The organism is Bacillus sp. FSL M7-0791 (genome assembly GCF_038627085.1).
Lineage (GTDB): Bacteria > Bacillota > Bacilli > Bacillales > Bacillaceae > Bacillus > Bacillus safensis.
Genome location: NZ_CP152022.1, coordinates 1,480,591 through 1,496,729, shown reverse-complemented (window position 1 = coordinate 1,496,729; position 16,139 = coordinate 1,480,591). Strand labels below are relative to the sequence as shown.

Here is a 16,139-nt window from a genome sequence, read left to right as displayed (position 1 = left end):
CCTTGTTGTTACTCTGCAATTTGTGTGACTTGAATAATGTTTGGCAGTGTTTCAAGCTCTGATAGGACCGCTGGGTCAATATTTTGATCCACTTCAATCGTCATCAGTGCCTCTTGCCCGACATCTTTACGTGCCACTTCCATATGACCGATGTTGATGGCGAATTTCGCTAAGACATTGGCAACTGCCGCAATCGTCCCGTAGCGATCGTTATGAACCACAAGAATGGCAGGATGATTCCCTGAAAGCCTGAGCTCAAAGCCATTTAATTCTGTGATTTCAATTTTACCTCCGCCGATGGAAATGCCAATTAATTCAAGGCTTCCGTTCGCATCTGAAATCTCTACTTTTGCTGTATTTGGATGCGCCGGCACTGCCTCTTCTTCTTTAAATTCAATATCGATCTCTTTGCTTTTAGCAATATCGATCGCTGTTTTGATTCGTTCATCAAATGTATCAAAATCAAGAACACCGCCGATAATGGCGACATCTGTACCGTGTCCTTTATACGTATCTTTAAAAGAACCATAAAATGAAACGACAATTCGTTTCGGCTCTCTTCCAAATAAGCTGCGAGCTACTCTCCCGATACGAGCCGCACCCGCTGTGTGCGAACTTGATGGCCCAATCATGACAGGTCCAATAATATCAAACACACTTCTAAATTTCATAGGTCTTCCCCTCTCATCACCACTCACGTATGGTTTGGTTCTTTCTTTAGACTAATGGATTCATTCGTTTCCCGCAACTCATTTCACCGTGGAATGGCTAGTAAAAAATTGCAAAAGAAGAAGAAGGGCTTTATTTGCCCTTCTTTCGTTATTCAACCGCCAAAATATATGAATAAAGCGGCTGTTTTCCATCGTGGACTTCAACTTCTACATCTTCAAATGTTTCTTCAATAAAGGCTTGTAACGCATCCAGCTCATCAGATGATGCATCTTCCCCTTTAATGATGGTGACAATCTCATCATCTTCTGTCACCATTTTGGCGAGAAGTTCTTTTGCTGCATCTAATTGATTTTTCGATGTTAAGGTGATTTTCCCGTTGAACAGACCCATATAGTCACCTTTCGCAATGTCGATTCCATCAATTTGAGTATCTCTCACTGCAAAGGTAATTTGCCCGCTTTTCACATGGTCAATCGCTTCTAGCATCGCTCTTTCGTTATCTTCATTTGAAACTGCTTCATTGAGAGAAAGAAGTGCCGACATTCCTTGAGGAACAGTCTTCGTCGGAATGACAACGACCTCACGGTTTGAGACAGTTGCCGCCTGTTTAGCTGCCATGACAATATTAGAATTATTAGGTAAGATAAAGACGGTTTCGGCATGTACGCTTTCTATTGCTGTGACAATGTCTTCTGTGCTCGGATTCATCGTCTGCCCGCCTTCAATGACGACGGAAGCTCCGATGCTTTTGAACAAGTCAGCAATTCCTTCTCCCATTGCGACACTGACGACGCCAAAGCGCTGTTTTTCAGCAGCAGGTGCTTTTGGTGCAGCAGGTGCATGTTCTCTTTCTTCGTTTACGATTGAGCTATGCTGCTCTCTCATGTTTTCAATTTTCATATTAATCAAGCTGCCGTAGCGCTGTGCATATGATAAAACATCTCCCGGCTGCTCTGCATGAATATGAACTTTCGCAAGTGTATCGTCAGACACCACAAGAAGTGAATCTCCGAATTCACTTAAATCTTCTCTGAAGGCATTCTCATCAAAGGACTGTTTGTCTTCTTCAAATTTCACCATAAATTCAGTACAGTAGCCAAATTCGATATCTTCTGTGTTCATATGGCTTTGCGCACTTTTATGATGCTCTGCACTGACAAGTTCTTTTAGCGTCGGTAAAGAAGCAGCTCTAGGAGGAAGCTCTTCTCCTCTTAATGAAGCAAGGAAACCTTCATATACGCATAGAAGTCCTTTACCTCCACTATCGACAACACCCACTTCTTTTAAGACAGGAAGCAGATCTGGCGTTCGATCAAGTGATGCTCTTGCTTCCTCAATCGTCAACTCTAGAACGCGGTCAATTTGATCTTCTGCCGCTGAAACAGCAACCGCTTTCTTTGCTGCATCCTTTGCAACCGTTAAGATGGTTCCTTCAATCGGTTTCATCACGGCTTTATATGCTGTATCAACACCCGCCTGTAAGGCAAGAGCAAATTCTTTTGCATCAATCGTTTCTTTTTGTTCAATATGTTTACTGAAACCTCTAAAGAGCTGTGACAGGATCACGCCTGAGTTTCCTCTTGCGCCCATCAATAACCCTTTCGAGAGAGCCACGCCGACCTTCCCAATATGATCGGTATTTGTTTCTTCAACTGCTTTTGCCCCTGAAGTCATCGACAAATTCATATTTGTCCCCGTGTCTCCGTCTGGCACTGGAAAAACATTTAACGCATCCACAATTTGTGCGTTTTGAGAAAGATGGTGAGCACCTGCAAGAATCATTTTTGCAAATGAGCGGCCATCAAGATTTCTAATAGACAATATATTTCCTCCTTACTACGGGTTCGTAACTTTTACTCCTTGTACATAAATGTTGACCGAGTCAACAGAAAGTCCAATTGTGTGATGAATCGTGTATTTGACTTTCGTTTGAACATTATGTGCGACTTCTGATATTTTTGTACCGTAGCTGACGATGATGTACATATCAATATGAATGCGGTCTTCTTTTTGACGCACAAGAACACCCCGGCTGAAGTTCTCTTTGCGGAGAATATCCGTCAAACCGTCCTTGATTTGATTTTTGGACGCCATGCCAACAATACCATAGCAATCGATCGCAGCGCCTCCTGCCACCATTGCAATGACTTCATTTGATATATCAATTTGTCCGTATTTCGTTCTAAGTTCAATGGACACATTGGTTCCCCCTTTTTGAGAAATTGCCCTGAGTTATCACTATTTTACTATAAGACCCTTCTTTTTAAAAGAAATCATTCAATCCGACCCAATCCTACTTATACTATAGCCTTGATTTTTTATCAAGATGTCAAGGTATTTTTCTTGAAAGAGGAGTAAACAATCCTTGCAAACCCCTTGAAGCTGTGGTAAATTATTAAAGTATCTTGAGGCATCTCTAAGTACGTATATGAAGAATATGATGATGTTTTCGCAGTTAGGAGGGAAACAAATGGCACGTAAATGCGTTATTACAGGCAGAAAAACAAAAGCTGGGAACAACCGTTCTCACGCAATGAACTCTACAAAACGTACATGGGGCGCGAACCTTCAAAAAGTTCGTATTCTAGTGGACGGTAAGCCTAAAAGAGTATATGTATCAGCTCGAGCTTTGAAATCTGGTAAAGTTGAGCGTGTATAAGCAAGAGTAAACGCCTGCTACAATAAACTGTAGCAGGCGTTTTTATGTGGAAATAAAGGAGATTACTCATTAATCTTTTTTAAATGAACCAAGCATCGCACGGACAATGCCGCCAAGAAATCTAGGCAGTTTGATTGTATAAAATTTCATTTTGTCCCCCTCCTAAAAGTACCGCTTGCAGCACAATTGAGCTTAATCAGCCATCCACATTGATAGGTTGGTCAATCTTTGCTTCTTACCATTATTAATATGCCTTCATGAAAAGAAAAAGTACCATTTGAGTGGATGAGTTCGTTACTAATACATAGTGTGGAACCAGGCTCAATATGACAATTTTTCAGAGGATATTTGAAACCTTTTAATGTCAGCTTTTCAACCGATGTACCAAAGGGCAGAAACGACACATATTTTTTATCCGGGTCTTCTTTTATTTCGTATGTACCAGGCCCAAACATTTGAATGATATTTTGTTTATCTACAAGAGTAATGTTTTTCTTGTGCTGAATGCCTTGATATAGAAGGTGAATATTTCCTAGAAAATGATCAGCCCTTCCTCCTGTAATGCCGTAGATGTGAATATGCGCTGGGTGCTGGCGCATGGCCCAGTTCAGCGCAAGCTCTAAATCGGTTTCATCCTTTTCAGCCTGAAATACATTCAGGGCAGGCAATTTCTTTTTCAGCTCGCAAAGCTCTTCTTCTGTCACACTGTCAAAATCACCAAAAGCCTTGGCAGGCATGATGCCGCGCTCTAGTAAAAAAAGCGTCCCCCGGTCTACACCGACCCAGAGAATATCGTCCTGTGATGCTTCCTGTACAAGGGGCGGGATGTATTCAAAAGGACCGCCGGCTACGATATGTATGTGCATGATATACGCTCCTCTCCATGTAAAAAGAACCAAAGATCAGAGTGACTTTGGTTCCTTTTTTTACGCTTCTCGAATGGCCTGAATAGCGGCTGCACGGTTGTTTTTACCGTATACCGCTGAGCCGGCCACAAGTAAGTTAGCGCCCGCCTCTTTACAGCTCTTTGCAGTCTCTACATTGACACCGCCGTCTATTTCTATGAGTAAGTCTGATAAGCCCTTTTGTTCGCTAAGGGACTTCACTTCTTTTACCTTCTCGAGGACAGATGGAATAAACGCCTGTCCGCCAAAACCAGGATTCACCGTCATGAATAAGACAAGGTCTACATCCTCTAATACATGCTCAATGTGGGAAACAGGTGTGTGCGGGTTTAAGACGATACCTGCTTTTACACCTTGTTCTTTTATGTGCTGTATCGTTCGGTGCAAGTGTGGACAAGCCTCTACATGGACAGAAATAATGTCAGCACCTGCTTTGGCGAATGTAGAGATATACCGGTCTGGCTGCTCAATCATTAAGTGAACATCGAGCGGCAGCTTTGTATGCGGTCTGATCGCTTCCACAACATTCGGCCCAAATGTGATATTCGGTACAAAATGGCCGTCCATCACATCGATATGGATGTAATCCGCTCCGCCTTGTTCCACATCACGGATATCTTTCTCCAAATTGGCGAAATCTGCTGATAAAATGGAAGGGGCAATATAAACCATGATTTAGTACCTCGGCTTTCTGTCTTTGATTTCAGTTAAAAACTCTAAATAATGCTGATAGCGATACTCTCTGATTTGCTCTTGTTCGACCGCATCTTTTACCGCACAGCCTGGCTCTTTCACGTGCAGGCAGCCTCTAAACTTACAATCAGCACTCCGCTCTTTGATTTCTAAAAAGTAAAGACCTAAATCTTCCGCTTCGATACCGGTAAATTCGAGCGAGCTAAAGCCAGGTGTATCTGCAATGAGCCCTTCTGCTGTACGAATGAGTTCGACATGTCTTGTCGTATGCTTCCCCCTTCCAAGATGAGAGGAAATATCATTGGTTTTCAGCGCCAAATCAGGACTCATCGCATTTAAAAGAGAGGACTTACCTACACCAGACTGACCGGCAAATACAGTGATTTTATTGTGAAAATGCGGGGTCAGCTTTTCAATTCCGTCTCCCTCGATCGTGGATGTTACATGAACATCATATCCAATTTGCCGATAGTCCTCTGCATAGCCTTGAATACTTTCACGCTCTTCATCTGTTTTCAATAAGTCCATTTTTGTGATACAGATAATCGGCTTAATATCATTTGCTTCCACCAGCACTAGAAATCTGTCTAAAAGCGATGTGCTAAAGGTCGGTTCTGTCGCAGAGAAAACGAGCACCGCTTGATCGACGTTACTAATAGGCGGACGAACAAGTTCGTTTGTCCGCTCTTTTACTTCTAATAAATAGCCTTCTTTATCGTTATCCGCTTGATATACGACATAATCTCCAACTAGAGGTGTGATTTTGTTTTTTCGAAAAATGCCTCTCGCTCTGCACTGAATCACTTTTCCACTTTCTAGAGACTCATCGAGCACATAATAAAATCCGCTTAATGCTTTAATAATTTTGCCCTCAGGCATAAAGTCCCTCCTTTATTCATCGTCAGGGTATTCGATTGTTTTAGAGCTTACGACTTTATCATCAACCGTCACTTGATAGTATCCTTTTTGACCTGGTTCAATCTTAAATTTAATGGTCCGTTCAGTTGGTGCAGTGATGTTAAAGGTTTCATATGAATCAGAAATGCTATGCTCAGCATCGTCAATGGAAATCTGAACGGTCATCTCTTGCCCTTCAGTGACTGGCTCATACGGGATGGCAATCTTCTCAGTAACCGTTTTAGCCGGTTTTTTCTTCGGTCCGAGTGAGAAGGTGATCTTAACCGTATCCCCTGGTTTCACAGCAGTACCTGCTCCTGGCTCCTGCTTCATGACCTCACCTTTTGGTACATCATCAGAATACGCTTCTTTTTCATCAAGCTTTAATCCGTTATCCTCTAAATAATTCGATGCAGCCTGTTTACTATATGTCGTTAAATCCCGCAAAGTAATATCGGCAGGACCTATGCTGACCGTCAACGTCACTTCTTCATCTGCTGCCACAAGCTCAGTACTCGCTGAAGGTTTCTGTTCCATGACAATCCCAGATTCGGTGTCATTATCATTTACTTCCTCCACAACAACTTGCTTAAACCCTTTTTTCTCTAATAATTCTTTTGCTTTATCGACCTTTTCACCTGTTACATCAGGTAATTCGGTCTTTTCTTTGCCAGTACTTTGGTAAAGCTGAATCTCGGTTCCTTCTTTTACCTTTGTGCCGATTTTCGGGTCTGTTTTGACGACAAGCCCTTTTTCAATTTTTTCATCAGCGATCTCAATTGGTTCAGAGGCAACGGTAAAGCCGGCTTTCTTCAAGGTGTCCTCTGCTTTTTCAATCGTCATGCCAGATACATCAGAGACCTCAACATCTTTTGGAAAGAGCAGTCCGGGAAACACAGTGATAGCTAAAATAGTCGCAGCAGTTAGAATAAACAGGATGGATGCCACAACCCAAGGCCATTTTTTTCGTTTCTTTTTCGGGTTTTGTTTCTCTTTTTTCTTCGGTTTTTGCACCGGATGGACAGCTGTTTTTTCATTGTCTTGATCGACTTGATGATCTTGAATGATTGGGATCGCTTTCGTTGCTTCATGATCCTCTTCAATGACAAAGCGTTTTTCTTTTAGTCTTGAAGGGTCGAAAGCAGTTTGCAGATCTTTTTGCATTTCAGATGCATCTTCATATCGATAAAATGGATCTTTGGCCATTGCCTTTAAAATGATGTTTTCCACGCTTTGTGGAACAGAAGGATTCCACCTTCTTACAGATGGCGGCTCTGATTGCAAATGCTTCAGCGCAACACTGACAGCTGATTCCCCTTCAAATGGCATGCGTCCAGAAATGAGTTCATAGAGCACAATTCCAAGTGAATAGATGTCTGACTTTTTCGTCGCAAGACCTCCGCGGGCTTGCTCTGGAGACAAATAGTGCACGGATCCTAGAACCGAATTTGTGTGGGTGATGGTCGCTGAGCTGAGTGCAATGGCAATCCCAAAATCAGTGACTTTAATATTCCCCATGTTGTCTATTAATATATTGTGAGGCTTAATGTCCCGGTGGACGAGCTGCTTTGCATGGGCTTCTTCCATTGCCGCAACCACTTGCTCCATAATGCGAACGGCTTCTTTCGGATGAAGCGGGCCATTGGCATGTATGTATTCTTTCAGCGTCATCCCCTCGACATATTCCATGACAATATAATAAATGTCATCTTCTTCCCCTACATCGTAGATGCTGACAATATTTGAATGATCTAAACTTGCGGCTGACTGCGCCTCGCGCCGGAAACGTCTAATAAAATCATCATCGCTTGCAAAGTCAAAGCGCAAAATTTTAATCGCGACTTCGCGATCTAAAATCATATCCTCCGCCAAATAAACGTTTGCCATTCCGCCTCCGCCTATGACGCGAAGAATCTGATAACGGCCGCTGATCCGTTTTCCGATCAACACTTGCTGTCACCCTCCTCTGGCTGGGAGGAGATTTCTAACAATACTGCTGTAATGTTATCTTCACCGCCGTTTTCATTCGCTGTTTGGATTAATGCTGTTACTTTTTCATCTGGTGCGGTCGTTTGCGTTAAAATATGAATCAAATTCTCTTCTTCTACTTTATTTGATAAACCATCTGAGCAAAGCAGGATTTGATCTCCTGGGTCCACTTCAAAGGTATGTGCATCGATTTGAACGTGTTTATCTGTTCCTAATGCTTTCGTAAGCACATTTTTTCTTGGATGATATTCTGCATCCTCTTTAGAAATTTCACCTGTTTTCACAAGCTCATTTACAAGTGAATGGTCATCTGTTAGCTGGGTCAGTGCTCCTTCTCTTAGCAAGTAGCAGCGGCTGTCGCCAATATGGGCAATTGTGACCGTTTGCAAATGAACGAGCGCACAAACAATGGTTGTCCCCATTCCTTGGCACTCCTCATTGTTTTTCGCATGTTCATATACTTGATCATTAATGTCACTAATTTTTGAGATTAACCAGCTTTCTTGCTCTGCTGGTTTTGCTGGGATTGAAGATGTTTCTTCCCAGTATTCTTTTAAAGAAGAGACGGCCATCCTGCTGGCGACATCACCAGCAAGATGACCTCCCATTCCATCTGCTACAACAGCTAGAAGGGTATCTTCTTTTGCTTCAAAAATACCTGCATCATCTTCATTATGCTGACGGACTTTTCCTGTATCGGTTTGAAAGGCTGCCCTTATCAACATTCGTCACCTCGTCTCTTCCTGACGCTCCTTCGCTCTTAGCTGACCGCAAGCAGCATCAATATCATGGCCTTGCTCTCGTCTAATTGTTACGTTTACGCCGCGTTCTTTCAGCGTTTTTTCAAATAGGAAGATTTGTTCTCTTGGTGTTCTTACATAATCCCTTTCCGGTACATAGTTCACCGGAATGAGGTTCACGTGGCACTTGATTCCTTTTAATAAGTCTGCAAGCTCTTCTGCATGATGCACTTGATCATTTACTCCGCCAAACAGGCCGTATTCAAAGCTGACACGTCTACCCGTTTTTTGAATGTAGTATTCAATGGCTTCCATTAATTTTGGCAGCTTATATGCCTTATTGATCGGCATCAGACGGCTTCTGATCTCTGTGTTCGGTGCATGCAGAGAGACAGCAAAATTGATTTGCATTTGCTCATCAGCGAATTGATAGATCTTTGGAATGATTCCGCTTGTCGACACTGTAATATGACGCGCGCCAATGTTTAAGCCGTTGTCATGGTTGATGATTTTAAGGAAGGCAAGCATTTCGTCAAAGTTATCAAACGGTTCGCCAATTCCCATGATGACAACCGAGCTGACTCTCTCATCTGTTTCGTCAAGTGCCTGCTGCACTTTCAATACTTGAGCAACGATTTCTCCTGCTTCAAGGTTTCGTTTTAACCCGCCAAGTGTAGATGCACAGAATGTACAGCCGATTCGGCAGCCAACCTGAGTTGTGACACAGACAGAGTTGCCGTATTCGTGGCGCATCAGTACTGTTTCAATCGTATAGCCATCATGTAATTCAAATAAAAACTTGATCGTTCCGTCTTGAGACGTTTGTTTGATCACAGTTTTTAATGTGGTGATCGCAAATTGATTTTTTAATTTTTCTCTTAAATCCTTTGAAAGGTTAGACATATCGTCAAAGGATGTCACACGCTTCTCATAAAGCCACTCGAAAATTTGGGCTGCGCGGAAAGGCTTTTCGCCTTGTTCTTTTAACCATTCTTTCATTTCGTGAAGCTCAAATGAGTAGATCGACGGCATTTCTGTCTTCAGTTCTTTTCTTACTTTTTGTTCTGTCATTTTTTATCCCTTCTTTCTCATGCTGCAAATAAAGAAACCATCTGTTCCGAAATAATGAGGAAGGATTTGTACACTTCCGTTTTGAACAAACGGAGCAACCTGCTCAGGCAGCCGTTCATTAAGAGATAGATCGGGTTCGAAGTCTTGGTGTTCTTGTAAAAACGCATGAATCACTTGTTGATTTTCTGTTGGGTCCATTGTACACGTACTGTATACAAGGGTTCCGCCCGGTTTTAAAAGCGGGGCCGCTTCCTTTAAAATGGCCTGCTGGATAGCCGCAAGCCTTGCTGAGTCTTCTTGTGACTTTGTATATTTCATATCTGGTTTGCGTCTAATGACGCCAAAACCGGAACACGGTGCATCAATGAGAATACGGTCAAACGAAGCTTCGCTGTAATAGTCTGCCGCTTTCCTTGCATCAAGTGCTTTTGCCTCAATGTGAGTAAGGTTTAGACGTTTTGCTGCTTGTTTGATGAGTTTCACTTTGTGTTCATGTAAATCAAGAGAAACAATTTTGCCCTCATCGTTCATACGTTCTGCAATATGTGTTGATTTTCCGCCAGGAGCCGCACAGGCGTCAAGCACCGTTTCTCCCGGCTGAGGGTCGAGCGCTCTTGCGACAAGCATCGAGCTTTCATCTTGTATCGTCACATAGCCTTCTTGAAAAGAAGGGGTTGAGACGATGGACCCTTTCATGAGCTTAAGTGCATCTTCAGATAAGTCGCCAAGCTCCGTTTCAATGCCTGCATCCATTAGTTTTTGCTGCAGTGCCATGCGGTCAGTTTTCATTCGATTGACACGAAGGGTTTGCTTTGGCGGAACTAAATGAATGCGGCACATGCTTTCTGCCGCTTCAAACCCGTACGCCTGAACCCACTCCTGCACAAGCCATAATGGGTGGCTTGTCTCAATGGACAGCCGCTTTACGGGATCTTTGATCGCATCAAATGACGGAACGCCTTCTCTTTGCACGGAACGAAGAACACCGTTCACAAGTGAAGAAATGCCTTTGTGCCCGCGCTTTTTCGTTAGCTCGACAGCTTCATGAATGGCTGCACGATCTGGTATTTTTTCAAGATACACCATTTGATAAAGAGACATCCGCAAAAGCTGCATCACCCATGGAGCGACCTTTTGCGGTTTTTTCACAAAGGGTGTCAGCATATAATCTAATGCCAGCTTATTTTGCAGTGTACCATATACAAGCTCTGTTAACAGCGGTTTGTCCTGATCAGCTAAGTCTTTATCTTTCATGACTGACTGCAACAGCAAATTACTGTAAGCTTGATTTTGTTCGAGTTTGATTAAAGCGTCCAGCGCTACTTCTCTCACATTACTTTTCTTCATTCATTAGCCCTAATTTCTGTCCAATTTCGATATTTGCGCCTCTTAAGAAGTCTTGGCCGCTCATTTTCTTCTTACCAGCTGGCTGCACACCTGTTAATAAAAGGCCTTGCTCATTACCCGTTGCAATGACCGGACCTTCTTTTTGAAGCTCAATCACTTTCCCGGGTTCTTCTTGCGCTTGAAGCGGAACCTTTTTCGCTTCCCATACTTTTAGATGAGCGCCGTTCCATTCAGTATAGGCAACTGGCCAAGGATTTAGCCCGCGAACTTGGTTGTAAAGCTCTTCGCCGGTTTTTGTCCAGTCTAATCTTTCTTGCTCCCGCTTAATATTTGGCGCGTATGTGGCCGCTTCTTCATTTTGCGGAATTGGAGAAATAGACCCGCTTAGAACATTTGGCACCGTATCTTTTAGCAGCGTGGCACCAGCTGCACTTAATTTATCATGCAATGTTCCGACATTGTCTAATTCATCGATTTCTACTTCTACTTTACTGATCATGTCACCTGCATCAAGCCTTTCCACCATGTACATGATGGTAACGCCTGTTTTCTTTTTGCCTTGAAGGATCGCATAATGGATCGGCGCGCCGCCTCTTAGTTCTGGCAGGAGCGAGGCATGAACATTGATACAGCCAAACTTAGGTTCATCGAGTAATCGCTTTGGTAAGATTTGTCCAAATGCCGCTGTGACAATTAAATCCGGCTGTAATGCAAGCACCTTATCAATTTCTTCATCAAGGCGCACCTTTTCAGGCTGCAACACAGGAATGCCGTGCTTTAAGGCTTCCACTTTTACAGGAGGCGGTGTGAGCACTCGTTTTCTTCCTTTTGGGCGGTCTGGCTGCGTGACGACCCCTACCACTTCGTATCCTTCTGTTATCAGTGTTTGCAGCACAGGTACTGAGAAATCAGGGGTTCCCATAAATACGATACGTGCCATTTTCTTCACCCTTCCATTTCCGCAAGTTCTTTTTCTGTATACGTTTCAATGATTTTTGACGTAAATAAAATGCCGTCTAAATGATCAATTTCGTGCAATAAAGCTCTTGCTAAAAATCCGTCTGCTTCTATTGTAAATGGTTTGCCTTTCTTATCAAAGGCTTTTACCTTCACATAGTTCGGTCTCTCTACTGTGCCGTATAAAGATGGAAAGCTCAGGCAGCCTTCAATATCTGTCTGGCTTCCTTCTACTTCAAGCACCTCGGGGTTCACTAAGTCAATTCTGCCAGATTCTTCTCCGATATCTACAACAGCGATTCTTTTTGAAATACCGATTTGTGGTGCTGCTAGTCCAACTCCATCCAGCTCAAGCATTGTATCATACATATCATCCAGCAGTTTTTTAAGCTTTTTATCGAACGTCTCGACGCGCTCTGTCTTTTGTTCAAGCACTTCTGCCGGATGTATGACTATTGGTTTTACTGCCACTTTCAGCCCTCCGTTTTACATCATCATATATGGATTCATATCTATTGAAATCATCAATTGTTTTTGTTCCATTTCCTTTTGATAATGGTCTTGTATTTTCCGTAGTAAACTTGCCAGTTCATTTTCCCTTTTGTATTTTATCACGCATTGATACCGATATCTATCTTTGATCTTAGCGATTGGTGATGCGGCCGGACCAAGGATTCGAGTGTTCGGTGCACAGTTCATTTTTAGGAACTGGACAATTTGATCAGTGACATGTGCTGCCTTCGTCACTTCTTCGTGTGACACTGTCACCATCGCCAAAAAGTAATAAGGCGGATAGGACTGGTGGCGGCGATGCAGCATCTCCTGTTCATAAAAGGCTTCGTAGTCATGCTGCTTCGTTAATTCAATACTATAGTGAGAAGGTGTATACGATTGAATAATAACCGAGCCCGCTTTTTCATGACGCCCTGCCCTGCCGCTGACCTGCGTGAGAAGCTGAAATGTTTTTTCACTTGAACGAAAATCAGGGAGGTGAAGGGATGTATCCGCACTGAGAACACCAACAAGTGTGACATCTGGGAAATCCAGCCCCTTTGCAATCATCTGCGTCCCGAGCAAAATGTCCGCTTCTTTATTGCCAAAAGACGTAAGAAGCTTTTCGTGAGCACCTTTACGAGACGTTGTATCCACATCCATTCGGATCACACGCGCCTCAGGCAACACCTTTGTCAGTTCTTCTTCTACTCGCTGCGTGCCAGTCCCAAAGTAGCGAATATGCTCACTGTGACATTCTGGACATTCAGAAGGTACTGGAGCTTCGTGACCACAATAATGGCACTTCAGCCGTTTTTGATAGCGGTGATAGGTGAGAGAAATTTCACAATGAGGACATTGCTCCACATATCCGCAATCACGGCACATCACAAAGGATGAATAGCCTCTTTTGTTCAGAAATAAAACGGCTTGTTCTTTTCTTTCAAGCACTTCCTTTAACCTGATCATTAATTCTTCTGAGAACATGGAGCGGTTGCCATTTCTTAGTTCTTCTCTCATATCAATTAACGAAACGTGCGGCAGCTGCTGCTGGTTGACGCGGTGCTTGAGCGACAGCAATGTATAAACGCCTTTTTTCGCACGTGCATAGGTTTCAAGTGAAGGTGTTGCACTGCCTAATACGACTGGACATTGATGCCGCACTGCTCGTTCAATGGCGACATCCTTGGCATGGTAACGAGGCATTTCTTCTTGTTTATAAGAGGATTCGTGCTCTTCATCTATAATAATCATGCCTAAATTTTCAAATGGAGCGAAAACAGCAGATCTTGCGCCAACGACAAGCTTGACTTCCTTGCGATGAATCTTCCGCCATTCATCATATTTTTCTCCTGTCGATAAGCCGCTGTGAAGAACAGCCACATTTGAGCCAAATCGTTCTTTAAATCGCTGCACCATTTGAGGGGTTAATGAAATTTCAGGAACTAAAACGATCGCTTCTTTCCCTTTTTGAAGAACATGATCAATTGTCTGCAAGTAAATCTCCGTTTTGCCGCTTCCTGTCACTCCGTGCAGCAAAAAGGTTTCGTGCTGATCCTCACTGACTGCTTGATGAATATGTTTTGCCGCCTCTGTTTGCTCAGGCGTGAGATCAAGTGATGCAGATGGTGTAAACTCCCGGTCACGGTAAGGATCCCGGTAGACCTCTTCATAGCTTTCTGTTAACAGTCCTTCTTGAATAAAGGTTTTAAGCGTTTGAGAACTCGCGCCTGTTTGCTGCTGCAAGTCTTTCGCTAAAAAGGTTGTCTCTCCCGCTTGAAGCAAGTAAGAGATCAGTGCCTTTTGTTTTACCGCATTTTTTTTTAGCTGCTGCTGCTTTTCTTCAAGTTTTTCTTTCGATACAGCCAACTGGAGCATGCGGACCTTTTTCTTTCCAGATTTTTGCGAGACATGGTATCTCACCTCTAGATGACCTTTTTGGACATGCTTTTGAATCTGTTTTAATCGTTCAGCCGGGATGTCAGCATAAAGAATGCTCTCTCGCTGACCGAAAAGCTCTTTCAATGACTGCGGAAGTTCTTCCTCTGATAGCACCTGTATTTCTTTTTCATACTTTGCCTTCATGGCTGCGGGCAGCATCGATTGAAGTGCCGTAATATGATAGGCCAATGTTTTTTCCGTCAGCCAGTGGGAAAGCTCCAGCAGCTCATCTGTCAGCACAGGTGATAAATCAAATAAATCGACTATCTCTTTGATGCTTCCTGTCTTGATGTCTGTTTCCTCTTTGACTTTTGTCACAAACCCTTGAATCTTCCGCGGGCCAAAGGGAACGACCACCCTCATTCCCGCTTTGACGAGATCTTTGAATCGATCTGGTACACGGTAATCAAATGGCCGGTCAATGGCTTTCGTTGTGACATCTACAATGACTTCAGCAATCATGCGCGATCACGCTCTTCTGGAAGCAGCTGTATTGCCTCCTTTAAAATTTCAAAAGCGAGGTCTTTTTTGCTCATCATCGGCAGCTCTTTTTTCGTTCCATCTGCTTTGATGATCGCTGCCACATTGGTATCTGTGCCAAAGCCTGCACCTTCTTTTGTAACGTTATTGGCGACAATCATATCTAGATGCTTGGATTCAATTTTCTTTTTCGCATAATATTCTACATCCTGCGTTTCAGCTGCAAAACCGACCAGCACTTGATGCTCTTTTCTTTTCCCCAGCTCTTTTAAAATATCTTTTGTCCGGGTGAATTCAATGTCCAGAGCGCCGTCCTGTTTTTTCATTTTATGAGCATATGTCGTGACAGGGGTGTAATCGGCGACAGCTGCTGATTTAATGACAAGATCTGCTTCTCCGTATACATCTAGCGCAGCTTGATACATATCTTCAGCTGATTCAACGTGCACTACATGTACATGGTCAGGTTCAGTTAAAGAAACAGGTCCAGAAATCAGCGTCACATCTGCCCCCATTTGCTGAGCAGCCTCTGCGATCGCATAGCCCATTTTTCCACTAGAACGATTTGTAAAGAATCGGACAGGATCGATGACTTCACGTGTAGGACCAGCTGTCACCACGACTTTTTTTCCTGAGAGCGGTAAGCTTTTTGGCTCATCAAAAAAAGCACGGATGTGTTCCACAATTTTTTCAGGCTCTTCTAATCGCCCTTTTCCAATGTATCCGCAGGCTAAATAACCTTCACTTGGCTCAATAAACCGGTAGCCGTCTTCATATAATGTGCGAATGTTCCGTTTCACAGCCGGGTGATCGTACATATGCACATTCATCGCTGGAGCGATCCATACAGGCGCTGTTGAAGCAAGCAAAGTCGTCGTCAGCATATCATCTGCAAGTCCAGCGGCCATTTTACCAATCGTATGTGCTGTTGCAGGGGCAACAAGAATGAGATCGGCCCAGTCAGCTACGTCAATATGCGCAATGACTCTTGGATTGTTTTCTTTGAATGTATCCACATATACCTCATGCCTAGACAGAGCTTGGAAGGTTAGCGGAGACACAAACTCACGAGCAGATTCCGTCATAATCACTCTGACATTTGCGCCTGCTTGTACGAGTTTACTAGTAAGTGCTGCTGCTTTATATACGGCGATTCCTCCGCTGACACCGAGCAAAATATTTTTTGACTGTAACATTTGTTTGTCCCCCTTAACGGCCTTTTTCACAAATTCGTCTACAATTCAAAAAAGTCAAAACCAATCATAGTTTTGACTTTTTTGAACGTATCGTATCTGC

At 43.3% G+C, this 16,139-nt stretch carries 16 protein-coding genes; 1 reads left to right on the top strand and 15 read right to left on the bottom strand.

From position 1 onward, the window contains the following. Nucleotides 1-8: 8 nt before the first annotated feature. The 3 genes from sdaAB to MHI08_RS07585 all read right to left on the bottom strand — a co-directional run bounded on the left by sdaAB (nucleotide 9) and on the right by MHI08_RS07585 (nucleotide 2,871). The gene (gene sdaAB / locus MHI08_RS07595) at nucleotides 9-671 is read right to left on the bottom strand and encodes an L-serine ammonia-lyase, iron-sulfur-dependent subunit beta (RefSeq protein WP_024424201.1); all 663 of its coding nucleotides are present in this window, start codon (nucleotides 669-671) and stop codon (nucleotides 9-11) included. 148 nt (nucleotides 672-819) lie between these two features. Next, the gene (locus MHI08_RS07590; protein WP_342500130.1) at nucleotides 820-2,493 is read right to left on the bottom strand and encodes a DAK2 domain-containing protein; all 1,674 of its coding nucleotides are present in this window, start codon (nucleotides 2,491-2,493) and stop codon (nucleotides 820-822) included. Between the two features lie 15 nt (nucleotides 2,494-2,508). Beyond that, nucleotides 2,509-2,871, bottom strand: coding sequence for an Asp23/Gls24 family envelope stress response protein (locus MHI08_RS07585; RefSeq protein ID WP_008344871.1), 363 nt, complete (start codon nucleotides 2,869-2,871; stop codon nucleotides 2,509-2,511). Nucleotides 2,872-3,142: 271 nt separating this feature from the next. On the opposite strand from MHI08_RS07585, the gene rpmB reads away from it, so the two are divergent. Further along, complete coding sequence (rpmB, locus tag MHI08_RS07580) at nucleotides 3,143-3,331, top strand: 50S ribosomal protein L28 (protein WP_003212514.1); 189 nt, start codon at nucleotides 3,143-3,145, stop codon at nucleotides 3,329-3,331. A 69-nt stretch (nucleotides 3,332-3,400) separates the two neighbouring features. Here the strand turns inward: rpmB and spoVM are convergent, their stop codons facing one another. The 12 genes from spoVM to coaBC all read right to left on the bottom strand — a co-directional run bounded on the left by spoVM (nucleotide 3,401) and on the right by coaBC (nucleotide 16,039). Then, nucleotides 3,401-3,481, bottom strand: coding sequence for a stage V sporulation protein SpoVM (gene spoVM / locus MHI08_RS07575; RefSeq protein ID WP_008354550.1), 81 nt, complete (start codon nucleotides 3,479-3,481; stop codon nucleotides 3,401-3,403). 71 nt (nucleotides 3,482-3,552) lie between these two features. After that, nucleotides 3,553-4,197 carry a thiamine diphosphokinase gene (locus MHI08_RS07570; RefSeq protein WP_342500129.1) on the bottom strand — a complete coding sequence of 215 codons (645 nt, stop codon included), beginning with the start codon at nucleotides 4,195-4,197 and terminating at the stop codon, nucleotides 3,553-3,555. Between the two features lie 60 nt (nucleotides 4,198-4,257). Next, nucleotides 4,258-4,908, bottom strand: coding sequence for a ribulose-phosphate 3-epimerase (gene rpe / locus MHI08_RS07565; protein WP_342500128.1), 651 nt, complete (start codon nucleotides 4,906-4,908; stop codon nucleotides 4,258-4,260). 3 nt (nucleotides 4,909-4,911) lie between these two features. Next, entirely contained in the window at nucleotides 4,912-5,808 is an 897-nt protein-coding gene (gene rsgA / locus MHI08_RS07560) for a ribosome small subunit-dependent GTPase A (RefSeq protein ID WP_342500127.1), read from the bottom strand. A gap of 12 nt (nucleotides 5,809-5,820) precedes the next feature. After that, nucleotides 5,821-7,776, bottom strand: a complete 1,956-nt coding sequence (pknB, locus tag MHI08_RS07555; protein ID WP_125586815.1) for a Stk1 family PASTA domain-containing Ser/Thr kinase — start codon at nucleotides 7,774-7,776, stop codon at nucleotides 5,821-5,823. After that, nucleotides 7,770-8,540, bottom strand: a complete 771-nt coding sequence (locus MHI08_RS07550; protein ID WP_029707672.1) for a Stp1/IreP family PP2C-type Ser/Thr phosphatase — start codon at nucleotides 8,538-8,540, stop codon at nucleotides 7,770-7,772. The genes pknB and MHI08_RS07550 overlap by 7 nt, the downstream gene beginning before the upstream one ends. Before the next feature lie 3 nt (nucleotides 8,541-8,543). Next, nucleotides 8,544-9,626: a 23S rRNA (adenine(2503)-C(2))-methyltransferase RlmN gene (gene rlmN, locus MHI08_RS07545; RefSeq protein ID WP_024424208.1), complete on the bottom strand. Its 1,083-nt coding sequence runs from the start codon at nucleotides 9,624-9,626 to the stop codon at nucleotides 8,544-8,546. A gap of 3 nt (nucleotides 9,627-9,629) precedes the next feature. Beyond that, nucleotides 9,630-10,973, bottom strand: a complete 1,344-nt coding sequence (rsmB, locus tag MHI08_RS07540; RefSeq protein ID WP_285708264.1) for a 16S rRNA (cytosine(967)-C(5))-methyltransferase RsmB — start codon at nucleotides 10,971-10,973, stop codon at nucleotides 9,630-9,632. Continuing rightward, nucleotides 10,960-11,913, bottom strand: coding sequence for a methionyl-tRNA formyltransferase (gene fmt / locus MHI08_RS07535; RefSeq protein WP_342500126.1), 954 nt, complete (start codon nucleotides 11,911-11,913; stop codon nucleotides 10,960-10,962). Before fmt ends, rsmB begins: the two co-directional genes overlap by 14 nt. 5 nt (nucleotides 11,914-11,918) lie before the next feature. Continuing rightward, nucleotides 11,919-12,401, bottom strand: coding sequence for a peptide deformylase (gene def / locus MHI08_RS07530; RefSeq protein WP_025092560.1), 483 nt, complete (start codon nucleotides 12,399-12,401; stop codon nucleotides 11,919-11,921). Nucleotides 12,402-12,416: 15 nt separating this feature from the next. Then, nucleotides 12,417-14,825: a primosomal protein N' gene (gene priA / locus MHI08_RS07525; protein WP_342500125.1), complete on the bottom strand. Its 2,409-nt coding sequence runs from the start codon at nucleotides 14,823-14,825 to the stop codon at nucleotides 12,417-12,419. Continuing rightward, nucleotides 14,822-16,039, bottom strand: a complete 1,218-nt coding sequence (gene coaBC, locus MHI08_RS07520) for a bifunctional phosphopantothenoylcysteine decarboxylase/phosphopantothenate--cysteine ligase CoaBC (protein ID WP_277721999.1) — start codon at nucleotides 16,037-16,039, stop codon at nucleotides 14,822-14,824. The genes priA and coaBC overlap by 4 nt, the downstream gene beginning before the upstream one ends. Between the last annotated feature and the right edge of the window lie 100 nt (nucleotides 16,040-16,139).